The organism is Corallococcus carmarthensis (assembly GCF_003611695.1).
GTDB lineage: Bacteria > Myxococcota > Myxococcia > Myxococcales > Myxococcaceae > Corallococcus > Corallococcus carmarthensis.
Genome location: NZ_RAWE01000256.1, coordinates 1 through 13,068, shown reverse-complemented (window position 1 = coordinate 13,068; position 13,068 = coordinate 1). Strand labels below are relative to the sequence as shown.

General features: G+C 68.7%; 12 protein-coding genes. 4 read left to right on the top strand and 8 right to left on the bottom strand.

Annotation, left to right across the window (positions count from 1 at the left end; translation table 11 throughout):
- Nucleotides 1-164: 164 nt before the first annotated feature.
- The gene (locus D7X32_RS38810) at nucleotides 165-1,199 is read right to left on the bottom strand and encodes a helix-hairpin-helix domain-containing protein (RefSeq protein WP_120607562.1); all 1,035 of its coding nucleotides are present in this window, start codon (nucleotides 1,197-1,199) and stop codon (nucleotides 165-167) included.
- A gap of 239 nt (nucleotides 1,200-1,438) precedes the next feature.
- Between D7X32_RS38810 and D7X32_RS38805 the strand changes: the two genes are divergently transcribed.
- Both D7X32_RS38805 and D7X32_RS38800 read left to right on the top strand, forming a co-directional pair.
- On the top strand, nucleotides 1,439-3,250 hold the full coding sequence (locus D7X32_RS38805; RefSeq protein ID WP_120607561.1) for a serine/threonine protein kinase: 1,812 nt from the start codon (nucleotides 1,439-1,441) through the stop codon (nucleotides 3,248-3,250).
- A gap of 8 nt (nucleotides 3,251-3,258) precedes the next feature.
- Nucleotides 3,259-3,735, top strand: coding sequence for a DUF2381 family protein (locus D7X32_RS38800; protein ID WP_120607560.1), 477 nt, complete (start codon nucleotides 3,259-3,261; stop codon nucleotides 3,733-3,735).
- Nucleotides 3,736-3,749: 14 nt separating this feature from the next.
- Here D7X32_RS38800 and D7X32_RS38795 read toward each other — a convergent pair whose 3' ends face one another.
- The 4 genes from D7X32_RS38795 to D7X32_RS38780 all read right to left on the bottom strand — a co-directional run bounded on the left by D7X32_RS38795 (nucleotide 3,750) and on the right by D7X32_RS38780 (nucleotide 8,319).
- Entirely contained in the window at nucleotides 3,750-4,508 is a 759-nt protein-coding gene (locus D7X32_RS38795; RefSeq protein ID WP_120607559.1) for an immunity 52 family protein, read from the bottom strand.
- Nucleotides 4,509-4,518: 10 nt separating this feature from the next.
- On the bottom strand, nucleotides 4,519-5,817 hold the full coding sequence (locus D7X32_RS38790; protein WP_244239425.1) for a Tox-REase-5 domain-containing protein: 1,299 nt from the start codon (nucleotides 5,815-5,817) through the stop codon (nucleotides 4,519-4,521).
- Nucleotides 5,818-6,082: 265 nt separating this feature from the next.
- Nucleotides 6,083-7,408 carry a hypothetical protein gene (locus tag D7X32_RS38785; protein ID WP_439329044.1) on the bottom strand — a complete coding sequence of 442 codons (1,326 nt, stop codon included), beginning with the start codon at nucleotides 7,406-7,408 and terminating at the stop codon, nucleotides 6,083-6,085.
- Nucleotides 7,409-7,485: 77 nt separating this feature from the next.
- Nucleotides 7,486-8,319 carry an oxidoreductase gene (locus D7X32_RS38780; RefSeq protein ID WP_120607557.1) on the bottom strand — a complete coding sequence of 278 codons (834 nt, stop codon included), beginning with the start codon at nucleotides 8,317-8,319 and terminating at the stop codon, nucleotides 7,486-7,488.
- Nucleotides 8,320-8,406: 87 nt separating this feature from the next.
- Here D7X32_RS38780 and D7X32_RS38775 point away from each other — a divergent pair, with 87 nt between their 5' ends.
- Nucleotides 8,407-9,303, top strand: coding sequence for a LysR family transcriptional regulator (locus D7X32_RS38775; protein ID WP_120607556.1), 897 nt, complete (start codon nucleotides 8,407-8,409; stop codon nucleotides 9,301-9,303).
- Here the strand turns inward: D7X32_RS38775 and D7X32_RS38770 are convergent.
- On the bottom strand, nucleotides 9,281-10,135 hold the full coding sequence (locus D7X32_RS38770; RefSeq protein WP_120607563.1) for a DUF5131 family protein: 855 nt from the start codon (nucleotides 10,133-10,135) through the stop codon (nucleotides 9,281-9,283). The genes D7X32_RS38775 and D7X32_RS38770 overlap by 23 nt on opposite strands.
- A gap of 40 nt (nucleotides 10,136-10,175) precedes the next feature.
- Nucleotides 10,176-10,823 (bottom strand): SRPBCC family protein, encoded by a 648-nt coding sequence (locus tag D7X32_RS38765; RefSeq protein WP_120607555.1) that lies wholly within the window; start codon nucleotides 10,821-10,823, stop codon nucleotides 10,176-10,178.
- 158 nt (nucleotides 10,824-10,981) lie between these two features.
- Between D7X32_RS38765 and D7X32_RS38760 the strand changes: the two genes are divergently transcribed.
- A complete protein-coding gene (locus D7X32_RS38760) occupies nucleotides 10,982-12,475 on the top strand; it encodes an HAD-IG family 5'-nucleotidase (protein ID WP_120607554.1) in 1,494 nt (497 codons plus the stop codon).
- Nucleotides 12,476-12,509: 34 nt separating this feature from the next.
- On the opposite strand, the gene D7X32_RS38755 is transcribed toward D7X32_RS38760, so the two are convergent.
- Nucleotides 12,510-13,068 (bottom strand): DUF2267 domain-containing protein (locus D7X32_RS38755; protein ID WP_208752686.1); only part of this gene is annotated, 559 nt, incomplete at its 5' end.

The following is a 13,068-nucleotide window of genomic DNA, read 5'->3' as shown; positions in this document are numbered from 1 at the left end:
TGTCTATACCCATAGACACGCGGGGATGCACGGTTTCCTTCCCGCACCGGGGGTGGTGGGGGGCCTGCCCGCCAGGGGGCTGCCTGCTTCCGGACACGACAAAGCCCCGGGCTCCTTGGAGGGAACCCGGGGCTTCGGGACGGCGGGACGTCAGGTGGGGAGGATTACTCCGCCCACCAGGTCTCGGTCATCACGCTGAAGCCGGTCACGGTGTCCACGTAGATGTGGACGGTGTTGCGGCTCCAGGGGTCGTTCTCGTAGGTGATGATGCAGCCCTTGAAGGAGCGGCCCTGGGTCAGCGCGTCCAGGTTCGCGAAGCCCGCGGTGCGGACCGCGGCGGGGATGAGGGTGTTGCCGTTGACGTAGGCGACGGCGTTCTGGACCGCGGTGCGCACCTCGGCGGCGTCCGCCAGGTTCGGGCGGATGGCGGCGCCGGACGGGACGCTGCTCGGCTCCAGGCCGAAGCAGGTCTTGTCGTCACGGTAGTAGTGGCCGGCGGACGCGATGTTCCACCAGTCGAAGTGGCGCTTGGTGACGGCGCCATAGGAGCCGTTGCTGGGGATGGCGTTCACCGCGGCGAAGAGCGCCTCCAGGGGGCGGCTCAGGGTGGCGGAGTTGCGGATGTTGCGGAAGCTCACGTCACCGATGCCCGCCGTGTCGGCGATCTGCTGCGCGGTGGTGAAGGGGCGGGTGTTGAGCAGGTTCACGGCGCCGTTCCACGCGTCCGGCAGGACGTCGTGCAGCTCCGAGTCGTCGATGCTGTTCACCAGCGCCACGATGGCGGTCTGGTCGTCACGGGAGATGGCGATGCCGTCCAGGATGCCGACGCAGTCCGCGTCGATGTAGTCCAGGGTCCGGGCGCCGCCTTCAATCTGCTTGAGCCGGGCCGGGCCGACGAGCGGCACGGAGCCCAGGTCCGCCAGGGACGTGAACGGCGCGGTGGCGCGGCGGTTCACGATGTTGGTGACCACGTTGCTGGGCAGGTAGCGGTCGAGAATCGCGTACGACGCCGTGTTCGCGAACTCGAGGATGCCGGAGCACTCGATGGCCACGTCGACGTTCGTCTGCGTGAGGATGGGCGCCTGCTGCTGCTCGACGGACGGGGTGGAGGTAACGGACTCGGGGGTGGTTTCGGTTTCGAGACCACCACCGCAACCGGCGAGCATGCTCACGGCGAGAAGGGCTGAGCCAAGACGCATCAGGGACTCCTGAATGGGGGGAGGTGCTGCGATGAGACGCGGCTCAATACACCAAATCCGTCTGACACACCCCGCTCGTTCCGTGACCTGGCGCATGTCACATTTCAGTCACCGCCGACTGATTCCGCTGGGAGCATTCCGCGCGGGTCCCGGGGTGAGACTTCCTGACGTGAGAGCACATGATCCCGGGTTTCCGTCCGGCGTCCGTGCCAGGTGACCTTCCAGGTTGAGTGGACTTCATGCGACGCTGGGAGTCCATGGGTCTGGAAGGGTCACAGGTGTTCCCGGCGGCGCTCCAGCCCGGCGCGGTGGTGGGGCGCTGGCGCGTGCTGGGGACGCTGGGGGTAGGCGGGTACGGCGCCGTCTACAGGGTGGAGCCGCTGGACGCGCCGGGGCGGAGCTTCGCGCTCAAGCTGTCGCTGCATCCGGATCCAGCCCGGGCGCTGCGGGAGATGGCGCTGCTCCTGGACCGGGCGTGGCACCCGAACGTCGTGCGGGTGCATGCCACGGGGCGGTGGCCGGACCCGGTGGAAGGGCTGCCGTACTTCGTCATGGACTGCGTGGAGGGGATGGCGCTCCACACCTGGGCGGAGACGGTCAACCCGACGTTCCGGCAGGTGGCCATGGTGGGGGGCTCGGTGGCGATGACGCTGGGGGTGTTGCACGCACGGGGAGTGCTGCACCGGGACCTCAAGCCGGAGCACCTGTTGATCCGCACGCGGGGGCAGGTGCCGGTGTTGATCGACTTCGGGGCCGGGGACCAGACGGGGGCCACGACGCTCACGACCACCACCCTGCCCCCGGGCACGCTGCATCTGCGCAGTCCGGAGGCCATCCGCTTCCAGCAGCGCCACTGGAGGCAGCCGGAGCTGCGCTATCCGTACAGCGAAGCGGATGACCTGTATGCCCTGGGCGTGTGCCTGTACCGGGCAGTGACGGGGCACTACCCGTTCCCGCCCGGGCAGGAGCCGGAGCTGCTGTCGGTGGCCATCACGGAGCGGCTGCCGCCGTCGCCTCGGGGCATCAACCCGCAGGTGCCGGAGACCCTGTCGCGGGCCATCCTGCGGCTGCTGGAGAAGGAGCCGGAGCAGCGGCCCCGCACAGGCGATGCGGCGCACTCGGAGCTGATGCGGGGGCTGCTGTCCGGTGAGGCGGCGGAGTTCGAGGCGCACCTCTTTGATGAGATTCCGGGCACACCGAATCAGATCCGGCGTCCGGTGTGGCCGGATCAGCCGTACCTGACGCCCGCGCCCCGGCCTGCTCCCGCGGTGGTGGTGCCGCGCCGGTTCCCGACCTGGGTCTGGGTGGCGGTGGCGGTGTGCCTGGGATTGCTACTGGCGGGACCTGGGACCTGGGAGGTCCTCTTTCGGGGCTGGACTCGTCATACAACCCCAGAGGTCCTGGAGACTGTTTCCGCCCCAGTTGGTCATAAACTGGCGAGCGCGCCGGACCGCCCGCACAGTGTTCCTGTCGCCGCGTTGGCGACCGCCGCCTCCGTGGTGGCGCCGAAAAAAGAGGAACCCTCTCCCGTGACGACAAAGCCTTCTGTCCCGCCGTCTCCGAAGATTGGCCGCACCCTCAAGACTGCGGCGATTGCGTCCTGCATGGCGGGAATGGCGTGTGCCAGCGCGCCCCTGGTGGATCGGCCCACGCCTCCCGCGGAAGACTGTCCGGAGGATGTGCGGGCAGTGATGAAGAAGCTGAAGATCAGCGGAAGACAGTGGTCCGGCGTGTTCGATCCGAGCACGAGCGACGCTGGATTCGTCACGGTCCGCGAGGGACGTGCCGCTGTGTACACGCAAGGCGGCGAGGGACGTGTGCAGTGGGGTTCCATGCTGACCGGTACGATTTATGTCGGCTCCAAGCGGGTCTACGGTCGGTTCACCCAACTGCGTCAGAAGAAGACAGGTGAAACATTTCCCGTCTGTATCGAGCTCTGGTTCCTCGACGACAGCACGCGGGGCGTTCCTCGCAGTGAAGGGGGAGACGAGAACACCGCGATCGTGCCCAACCTGATGTCCGTGCGGAGTGTGTGGCGATACGACGAATAGGAGGACACGTGCTCCTGTTCTTGCTTCCGTTTCTGGCCGCCGCGGATGGAGGGATGTCCGCCGATGCAGCCACTCCGCTTCCCGAGCAGGTCTGTCCCGATGTGGGACTGGCGGCGCTGCTCTCCGAGAAGATCCTGGATCAAAGGGGAGTCAAGCCATTGGCATTGAAGGGGCTCTTGGGCGCGGAGTTCCAGGTCAGGGGCTTCCGCTCCGCGAGCCGGGTCGCGGTGCAGTTGGAGTTCTCCGGGCCGACGCCACTGTCCGGCAAGATCGCCAGGGCGAGCCTCAGCAGTCCGAATCATCAGACCTTGAGGGTCGTGGAAGTGGCGGAGGTGGCTCCCGATACCGAAGGCGGAACCTCCCAGATCATCGTGGAAGCCGAAGCAGAGCCCCAGGAAGCTCGTGGTGTCTATACGCTGGAACTCCAGGACGCGGAGGGAACGCGACTGCTCGTCCTGCCAGGGGTGCGGTTTCCTTCGATTTGATCAACCCACGCGGGTCAGGGCATGACAGGCCGCATGAGGCCGGCCTTGGCCAGCAGCGCTCCGATACGGTGGCCCTGCTCGACGTGCTCGGGGTTCCTCGCGGAGATGCGCTCTGGCGCGAGGATGATGAGTGCACCCTTGTCCTCAACCGGCTCGATGCGGACCGGAGCGGGAAGCGGTGGCACCGTCCCACGGCGTCGCGACTGATACGTGACCCAGCCGACGAACGCTCCTGCGGTTGAGTCCGCGTTCATCAATTTGCGGTATTCGTCGGATCCGGCAACAGCCCAATCCGGGTCGAATGCGAGCGCCATGCTTCGAAGCACGCCGCTCAACACGGGCACTGACAACAGCCGCTCCCTAGGAGCCCCTTTGCTCGGAAAGGACATGAGACAGAGATTGGTGTTGACCCCGCTATAACCTCCACAAACGGTGTTCAGGTGCACACTGTCAGTCCCCAGGCCGCCATTCCCAGACAGGAAGCGGAAGCCGAGATCCTCGAAGACTGGCCCTCCCTTCTCGCGATTCACACCACGCCGAAACAACTCGGCGAGCGTGGCGACGTCAGGTGGCATCAGTGGGTGTTTGCGTACGTCCTTGAGAGACCGGGTGGGCTTGTACCATGTCGTCAAGAGCGGGTCGTATGGGGAGAGCAGGTTGAGGAAGTCCGCAGCGCGCCGGGCGCACTCCTCAGGAGATTCCTTGCGCGGTCCCCAATAGGCGCCTGCGTAATATGTCTCAGGCCAGGCTGTGGCCTCGGAGCTTACGGTCACGCGGTTCTCCTCATCGTGCAGGGGTGGGGACGACCTTGATGCCGCTGATATTTTCGCGCTTCAGCAGAAACTCAATGGCACGGGCTGCCTCGGCCTCCGCCACGTGCCACTCAATCAAGATGCCCATGCCTTGAACCCTTTTACTCTGGCGCCTTGCTTGATCAGCAAGGTCAACCGCTCCTGAGTTCTTGAACCACTCTTTGGGCTCCAGACCGTCGAAGAACTTCGCGTAGCCGGGCCCCTTGGCCTCCAGTAGCACGCCGTCCTTGAAACCGTCGAACTTCACGCCTCCCGCTTGCGTGCTGGTGCCACCCACCCAGTACGCCTCATCCGCGGAGTGCCCCGTGATCTGCTCCTGGTAGCGCCGGGCACGAGGCTTCATGGACTCCTTCACGGGCCCCCACTGGCCTGGGCCCTTGGAGGGTGCTCCCCCCTGCGTCGCCGTGGATGCACGCTGGAGGACGATGGCCGCCCCCGGCCCTCCCCCCAGGACGGAGGCCGCGCGGCCTGCGGGGACCGCGACACGCTCGAAGGCGAGCGCTCCTTGCGCGGACAGCGATAGGACGGGCACCGTTGCCTCGGCGCCCGTCAGGGCTCCTGTCACCGTGCGCGTCGCGGCTGTCGCGGAGCCTGTCGTCAGGAGCAGGTTCGTGGCCAGCTCGGCCACGGTGCGCATCTGCTCGCCTCGGGACATGAACCGGAAGCGCTCGAAGTACTCGGGCGATGACGCGAGGAGCGCGGCCACTCCCGCTGGCAGGTCCTTCAACGCGGCGACGCTGTCCAGCGGGTACGTGAAGAACTTCCCCAACGCGAGCGCCAGCTTCACGACCGCGGCTTCCGCTCCGTCCAGGGTCCGGCCGAGGATGTCCGCGTCGTCGTACACCTCGACGAACACCGGGCCGTTCACTGGCGCCATCTGCTCGTCCGCGAGTTGGAAGACGAAGCCGTTGCTCGCGTAGAAGCGGCCCAGTTCGAACGGGCCTGCCCGGAACGCGCCGTCCTTCCACTCCACCGTCCCCGCCTTCTGCTGCGTGCGGCCATTCCATACCCAGGCCAGGTAGCCATCTGGCCGCAGCACCGCGACCCGCCTGAAGCGCTCCACCCTGCGTGACAGGTCGTCACGCGACACCGCACCTTCCGCCAGCACCTCGCGCAACACGTGGCCCACGGCCATGCGCGCGGGGAAGGTTCCGAGCGTCACTGGCTTGCGCAGCAACAGCGTCAGGAGCCGCGCCGCCTGCATGGAAGTGAGCGGCCCTCCTGGCAGGGGGCGTTCGTCTCCCTCTTCCAGGCCTGCGTCCGTCAGCAACTTCTCCCAGACATCCTCCCGGGGTACCGGACTCGCGGCCACGGCCACACGGCCTGGACTCGCGCCCGATCCCTCTTGGCGGAGGGCCTTGCGACGGTGCAGCCGCTGCACCTCGTCAGCGGGCTCGACGACGGCTGCGCGCGAGGATGCTTCAGGGGATGCTTCAACCGCGACCGTGCGTGTCGTGTAGCTCAGGCTCCTGCCAGACACGGGCCGCAGCGGTGTGCATCCGGTGACGAGCACGGCCAGGCACACCCACAGAGCCTCAGCGCGCACTGTCCACCCCCAGGCCCGCCGAAACGAAGGCCCCAGGCCGGAGCGTTCCGTCCCCTTCCGGGAACAGCAGCGTGCCACCCGTGCCCATCACGTAGAGCTTTCCCGCGAAGACCCGCCAGCGCGCTTCCGCCGCTCCCAGGTAGCGGGCTCCGGGCTGCCCCAGGCCCATCCCCAAGCCCTTCAGCGCCACTTCCAGGTCGCGTCCCAGCAATTGCACCGCCACCCGGCCGTCCACGTCCACGCGGCCCCAGGAGAAGGCCTCCACGCTCAGCGACAAGGCCAGGTGCCGTTGCAGCCCGCCGTAGCTCACGGCATCCCAACCTGCCCGCGCCTCGCCCTGGAGGGAGTAGCCGTCCGGGAAGGAAGCCGTCGCCAGTGGCGCGCCGACCGGCCCCGCCGCTTGGAAGCGGGCCAGTTCGTAGTCCGGTCCGAAGAAGCCCTGCCGGAAGCCTCCGTGCTGCCTGCGCACCTCCAGCCGCAGCGACAGGTCCAGCGTGGGTGTCACCGCGTCCGCGCCAGCCCCTACCACCGCGCCCCATGCACCTCCTTCACCTGGCCGCCCTCCCCATCCCATCAGCAGGTGCGCTTCAAGGCCCGGACGCGTCAGCACCACGGCCGTTCCGTCCACGTGTGCCAGCGTCACCCCGGGCGCACGTCCTCCGGCACGTCCCCAGTCATGCACGGCGGAGACGGCGAGCGTGTAGCGCCCGGCTTCGCGGCCCCGGCCGAAGAGGAGGTGCTGCACATCCAGCGCGAGCTCCGCGCCCATCAACCGCGCGCCCAGCACATCCGAGACGAAGGCTTCTGTGTAGAGCGGGCCCAGGGTGCCCGTGAGGAAGCCTCCCGCCGGGTGGTAGTCGGGGTTCGTCCGGTTGGAGTAGCGACGCACCAGATGCGCCGACAGCAGGCTGTAGTCCCCCAGGGCTCCCAACCAGACACCGACGGGCGACTGGTCCGAGCCCAGCTTGAGGGCACGCACGAGTTGGCCCCAGTCGGAGAGACTGTCCCAGTCCTCGCGCCGGAAACGGCCTGCGCCTTTTTCGCCGCCCCACAGTCGCAACCGCACGGGAGCGCCCAGGCTGACGCCTAGCTCCGGGCCACCGTCGAGGATGAGCGTGGGCTCGACCTGGGCGAAGCCCTCATCCGCGCCTGCCCACGTACGTGGCAGCAGCGTGAGGGTCGTCACCTCCAGCCGCATCAGCGAGTACACCGAGCGTTCAGCGCCCGGTGAGTCCTCCGAGCCAGGAGATGGGGCGGCCCCTCCCAGTGCGGGAAGGAGCCCCAGCCACAGCACCACCCACCGGCGGCATTCCATCGCTCGCGACTCCTGGCTGCGTCCCCGAGTGGGGAGCAGCCCCGGTCATAGTCGGCGAGTCCGACAGAACTATCGACCTAGAACCCCGTCGACAGCGCGATCTGCTCCGTGCGGTTCACGTCCTCCAACACCTGCGCGAGCTTCTCGCGGATGGCTCCGGGAGCGTCCGGTCCCAGGAACAGCCGCAGCGTCGGGGCCCCCGCGGCCACGGCGGCCACGATGGCCTTCGCGGCCTTCACGGGGTCCCCGGGCTGTGTGCCGGCGGACTGCACCACGTAGGCGCGCATCGGGCCCACCGTCTCAGCGTAGGCCGCCAGCTCCGGCATCGGCCGGAACGACGGGCCCAGCAGGCTCGTGCGGAACATGCCCGGCTCCACGAGGAGCACCTTCACGCCGAACGGCGCGACCTCCTTCGCGAGCGCTTCGGACAAGCCCTCCAGCGCGTGCTTGGCCGCGCTGTACGCACCCACGCCCGGGTACGTGACCAGCCCGGCGACGCTCGTGAGCTGAACGAGGATGCCCGTCCGCCGCTCCCTCATGTGCGGCAGCACCGCCCGCGTCATCGCCACCGCGCCGAAGAACAGCGGCTCGAACGCCGCTCGCAGCTCCGCGTCGCTCGTCTCCTCCACCGCCCCCAACAACGAGTAGCCCGCGTTGTTCACCAGCACGTCGATGGCACCAAAGCGCTTCAGCGCCGCCGCGATGGACTCCTGGACCTGCTCCTCCTTCGTCACGTCCAACCGGACCGCGAGCACCCGGTCCGGTGCCCGGGCCACCAGGTCCTCCAGCGTGCGCGGATCCCTCGCCGTCGCGACCACGCGTTCCCCTCTCGCGATGACCTCTTCCACGATGCTCCGGCCGAACCCCGACGACGAACCCGTGACGAACCAGACCTTGCCCTGTGCGCTCATGACTGCCTCCGTGGCCCATGAAGTACGCCCGCGGCCTCCGGTCCGAAACGCGTCGTCACTGGATGCACTTTGTAGCTACGCTAAGGAATGCGCGACGACCTCTCCGGCCTCATGGCGTTCCTCGCGGTGGCTCGCCGGAAGAGCTTCACCGCCGCCGCCGCGGAGCTCCAGGTCACTCCCTCCGCGGTGAGCCAGAGCCTCCGGGCCCTCGAGGAACGCGTCGGCGTACGGCTCCTTCAACGCACCACCCGCAGCGTGGGACTCACCGAAGCCGGCTCGCATTTCCTCGAGCGGCTCGGGCCCGCGATGCACGGCGTGCAGGACGCCTTCGAGTCCATCGGCGAGCTTCGCGACCGGCCCTCCGGACTCCTTCGCCTGACCCTGCCTCGCTACGGCTACCAGGAGGTGCTCGGTCCCCGGCTCGCGGAGTTCCTCACCACCCATCCCGACATCCGCGTGGACATCCACCTGGACGACGCGTTCATCGACATCGTGCAGCAGGGCTTCGACGCGGGCTTCCGCGTCGGCGAACACGTGGAGCGCGAGATGATCGCCATCCCCGTGAGCGGAGACATCGTCATGCACGTGGTGGGCTCGCCGTCGTACTTCTCGAACCGCGGCAAGCCGAAGCACCCTCGCGACCTGCGCGACCATGACTGCATCAACTACCGCAGCCGGACCACCGGCGGCCTCCTCCGCTGGGGCCTCACCGACGGCGGAAAGCGCATCGAGGTCGCGGTCGAGGGCCGCGTGGTGTTCGATGACGCGGAGCTGGTGCTGGAGGCCGCTGTCGCCGGGCTGGGGCTCGCCTACGTCCCGGAGAGCCGCGTCCGGAAGCTGCTCGCGGAGAAGCGGCTCGTGCGCGTGCTCGAACCGTACTCCGCCACCCTCCCCGGCTTCTTCCTCTACTACCCGAGCCGGACCCAGTTGGCGCCCAAGCTCAAGGCGCTCATCGACTTCTTCAAGTTGAAGCGGCGGCGCTGATCACGCCCCCCACCGCCATGGCTGGCGGCGACAGCCACGGGGCCGCCAGCGCTTCGGCCTCCTCCAGCAGGCGCAGACGCCGGGCATCTTCGGGGAACGGAGCCACCGAGCTCCGGGGAAGCGCGTCGTACGTGCGCCCATCCAGCACCCGCCCCGCCGCCGCCTTGCGCTTGCCTCCCCACTGCTTGAAGAAGAAGGCCACGCCCGCCGCGTCACACTGCTCGCGCACTGAACGCACCCACTCGGGGTCCAGCGGCCTCGCCTTCGCGCCGCTCTCGCCTCCCACAATCACGCCGTCCACGCCCGTGAAGTCCACCGGGCCCAGGTCCTCCAGCAGCGGTTCAATGGACAGGAACCGCACCCGCGCGGGCGTGGCCTGCAGGTGCTTCACTCGCGGCAGGCCGTAGCGCCGGTCCTCCACGCTCACGCCCCACCACACGTTCGGCAGCCTCGCCGCGAACGCCAGCCGCGTGGACAACAGCCGCTGCATCCGCTCCGCGCGCTTCGTCAGCACCTGGAACGTGTGCCAGTCCGCCAGCGCCACCACCCGCGCCACCGCCTCGATGTACGCCTCCGGGACGTCGTCCAGGAACAGGTCGCTCATCGAGTTCACGAACACGCGCTTGGCCACCTTCCAGCGCAGCGGCTCGGCGAGCTTCCCCGGAATCAGCTTCAGGTCGAAGCCCTGCTCGTACGGGTGGCCCGGCACGCCCCGGAACCGCTCCGCGAAGGTCTCCGCGTAGCAGTGCTTGCACCCGGGGCTCAGCTTCACGCAGCCGCGCACGGGGTTCCACGTCGCGTCCGTCCACTCAATCTTGGAGTTGTCAGCCATGGCGTCCGGAGGGAACACCCGGCCCGCCTGCCTCCATCCCCTACTTCGCGGGAGGCGGCTCCACGGTCATCGTCTTCGCCCGCTTCTCCACCGCGCGCAGCGTGTCCACCACCGCGTCATTCTGCCCCACGCTGGCCAGGAACCCCGGGACGGAACCCCCGGGATCCACCGTGAACTTGTAGACGACCCAGGACGTCCCCTCGTCCTTCGGCGCCACCTTCCAGCTGCCCTCGTTCAGCCGCAGGCGCACCACGTCACGCCGGGCCGGGAACGCGTCCGGCTCCGCCTTCCAGCGCTGCTGGTACACGCCCGTCCCGTCCGGCGCGACCTTCGACTCCGTCACCACGTGGCAGATGTAGTCGCGCGAGGACACCACCGGCAGGTCCAGCCGCGTGTACGTGAGCCGCCCGCCGTCGTCCGTGGGCCGCACCACCCGCGACTCCTTCACGTACGGCATGAAGAGCCGGTACGACTCCTGGTCCTCCAGCGCCGTCTGCACCTGCGCCGCGCTCGCCTTGAGCTCGCCTTCCGCCCAGATGTCCTTCGCCTTCGTCCCCGGACGGGGCCGCACCTTGATGAGAAAGGGCGTCGTGGCCACCGTCTCCCATTCCTCCGCCCCCGCCACGCCCGCCGCCAGCACCACCACCGCCGCCAGGGCCGCACCGCACCGCCGCGTCATTCCCGACATGTCTTCCGCTCTCTGGTCCCGCCCGCGGCCGGCCGCTTCGCGTGCGTCACCTGTATCCCATCTTTCCGACACCTGGACGACCCCGGGCCTGCCCACGAAACGACTCGGGCACACGGGCCACTCGACTTTGAGCGTCAGCCTTGGCAAGCCTTGCTCCCATGCGTCCTCAATTCTCCGGTCCCCCGCCCGAACGCGGCCTGTTCTGCAACCGCACGCTCAACATGCGTGCCATCAAGGCCGTGGGCTACGACATGGACTACACGCTCATCCACTACCGCGTGGAGGCGTGGGAACGCCGCGCGTACGAATACATTCGCGACCGCCTGGTGGAGCAGGGCTGGCCCGTCGCTGACCTGACGTTCGACCCGATGCTCGCCATCCGCGGCCTCATCATCGACACCGCCAAGGGCAACCTCCTCAAGGCCAACCGCTTCGGCTTCGTGAAGAAGGCCCTCCACGGCAGCCTCCCCATGGGCTTCGAGTCCCAACGCGAGGCCTACAACCGCACCGTCATCGACCTGGCGGACCGGCGCTGGGTGTTCCTCAACACGCTCTTCTCCCTCTCCGAGGCCTGCATCTACGCGCAGCTCGTGGACCGCCTGGACGCAGGCCAGCTCCCCGGCCCCATGGGCTACGCGGACCTCTACGAGCACGTGCGCAAGAACCTGGACGCCACGCACATGCAGGGGCGCCTCAAGGCGGAGATCATCGCGGACCCCGAGCGCTACGTCATCGACGACCCGGAGACGCCGCTCGCGCTGCTGGACCAGAAGAACGCCGGCAAGAAGCTGCTGCTCATCACCAACAGCGAGTGGGCCTACACGGAGCCCATGATGCACTTCGCCTTCGACCGGCACCTGCCCGAAGGCATGACCTGGCGCCAGCTCTTCGACGTCGTCATCGTCAGCGCGCGCAAGCCCGAGTTCTTCACCACCCGCTCCACCCTCTTCGAGGTGGTGGAGGCCAATGGCGAGGCGCTGCTGCGGCCGCACTCTGGACCGCTGGACAAGAACAAGCCGTACTTCGGCGGCAGCGCGCTGGAGCTGGAGCGGCACCTGGGCCTGTCCGGCGACGAAATCCTCTACGTGGGCGACCACATGTTCGGCGACGTGCACGTCACCAAGAACGTGCTGCGCTGGCGCACCGCGCTCATCCTGCGCGAGCTGGAGGACGAGGTGCGCGCCATCGCCGCCTTCCGCGCCACCGAGGTGCGCATTGGCGAGCGCATGCTCAAGAAGGAGCACCTGGAGGCGGAGAGCTGCCAGGTCCGCCTGGAGCTCCAGCGGCGGCGCCATCAGTACGGGCCGCGCACGGACGTCACGGAAGGCGAGCTGGTCACCCGCCTCACCGAGCTGCGCACGGAGCTGGAGGCGCTGGACGCGGAGCTGGGCCCCATGGCCCGCGCGGCCGGTGAGCTGTCCAACCCGCACTGGGGCCTGCTCACCCGCGCTGGCAACGACAAGAGCCACCTGGCGCGGCAGGTGGAGCGCTACGCGGACATCTACACGTCGCGCGTGAGCAACTTCCTCTTCGCCACACCGTTCGTCTACCTGCGCAGCCCGCGCGGCAGCCTCCCGCACGACCCCAGCCTCCCCGGCGGCACCCCGGTGTTCACCACCGGGGACGGCGCGGGCAGCGGCCCCGCGGAGTAGCGCTCCAAGAGAGGAGTCATGGCCCTGCTGGCGCCTACTGCGTGAGGCGCCAGAGGGCCTGCAGGTCCGAGGGGAGGTTGCTGGCGACCTTGTCCGCCTCGCCTTCGGTGATCTGGTCCTGGAAGGCGCGCAGCACCGCGCGGACCACCAGCTCCGACTGGTCCATGGGCATCTGGAGATCCTCCGCCACGGACGCGATGAACTCCTCGCGGCCGAAGCGGTGGGGGCGCGGGGGGCGCTCCTCCGGAGGCGGCAGGAACTCCACCAGCAGGCGCGGCAGCTGGGCCTCCAGGTTGCGCGCCCCGTTGGGCATGAGCCGGCGCTCCAGCGCGCTCAGCACCGACACGGCGGCGGACTCCGCGAGCGCGGAGGGCAGGGCGCTCAATTCGCACAGGTGGCGGATGAACGCCGCGTAGGTGGCGCGGACGTGGGCTTCGTGGCGCCGCGCCTGGCGCTCCTGCTTCTCGGTTTCGGTTTCGTGGGCCTGGGACATGGGCGCACCTCGGGCGAAGGGGGACGGGACCTTCCGGAAGGTGGGCACCGGGACGCCGGTCAGCGGCGGGCAGGCAGGCGGGCCCCACCCCCAGACGCCC

What these genes read in the sequence shown, in the direction of transcription:
- D7X32_RS38810 (WP_120607562.1), bottom strand. Translation starts at nt 1,199, where the DNA reads ATGCGTCTTGGCTCAGCCCTTCTCGCCGTGAGCATGCTCGCCGGTTGC.
- D7X32_RS38760 (WP_120607554.1), top strand. Translation starts at nt 10,982, where the DNA reads ATGCGTCCTCAATTCTCCGGTCCCCCGCCCGAACGCGGCCTGTTCTGC.
- D7X32_RS38770 (WP_120607563.1), bottom strand. Translation starts at nt 10,135, where the DNA reads ATGGCTGACAACTCCAAGATTGAGTGGACGGACGCGACGTGGAACCCC.
- D7X32_RS38785 (WP_439329044.1), bottom strand. Translation starts at nt 7,408, where the DNA reads ATGGAATGCCGCCGGTGGGTGGTGCTGTGGCTGGGGCTCCTTCCCGCA.
- D7X32_RS38775 (WP_120607556.1), top strand. Translation starts at nt 8,407, where the DNA reads ATGCGCGACGACCTCTCCGGCCTCATGGCGTTCCTCGCGGTGGCTCGC.
- D7X32_RS38805 (WP_120607561.1), top strand. Translation starts at nt 1,439, where the DNA reads ATGCGACGCTGGGAGTCCATGGGTCTGGAAGGGTCACAGGTGTTCCCG.
- D7X32_RS38765 (WP_120607555.1), bottom strand. Translation starts at nt 10,823, where the DNA reads ATGTCGGGAATGACGCGGCGGTGCGGTGCGGCCCTGGCGGCGGTGGTG.
- D7X32_RS38780 (WP_120607557.1), bottom strand. Translation starts at nt 8,319, where the DNA reads ATGAGCGCACAGGGCAAGGTCTGGTTCGTCACGGGTTCGTCGTCGGGG.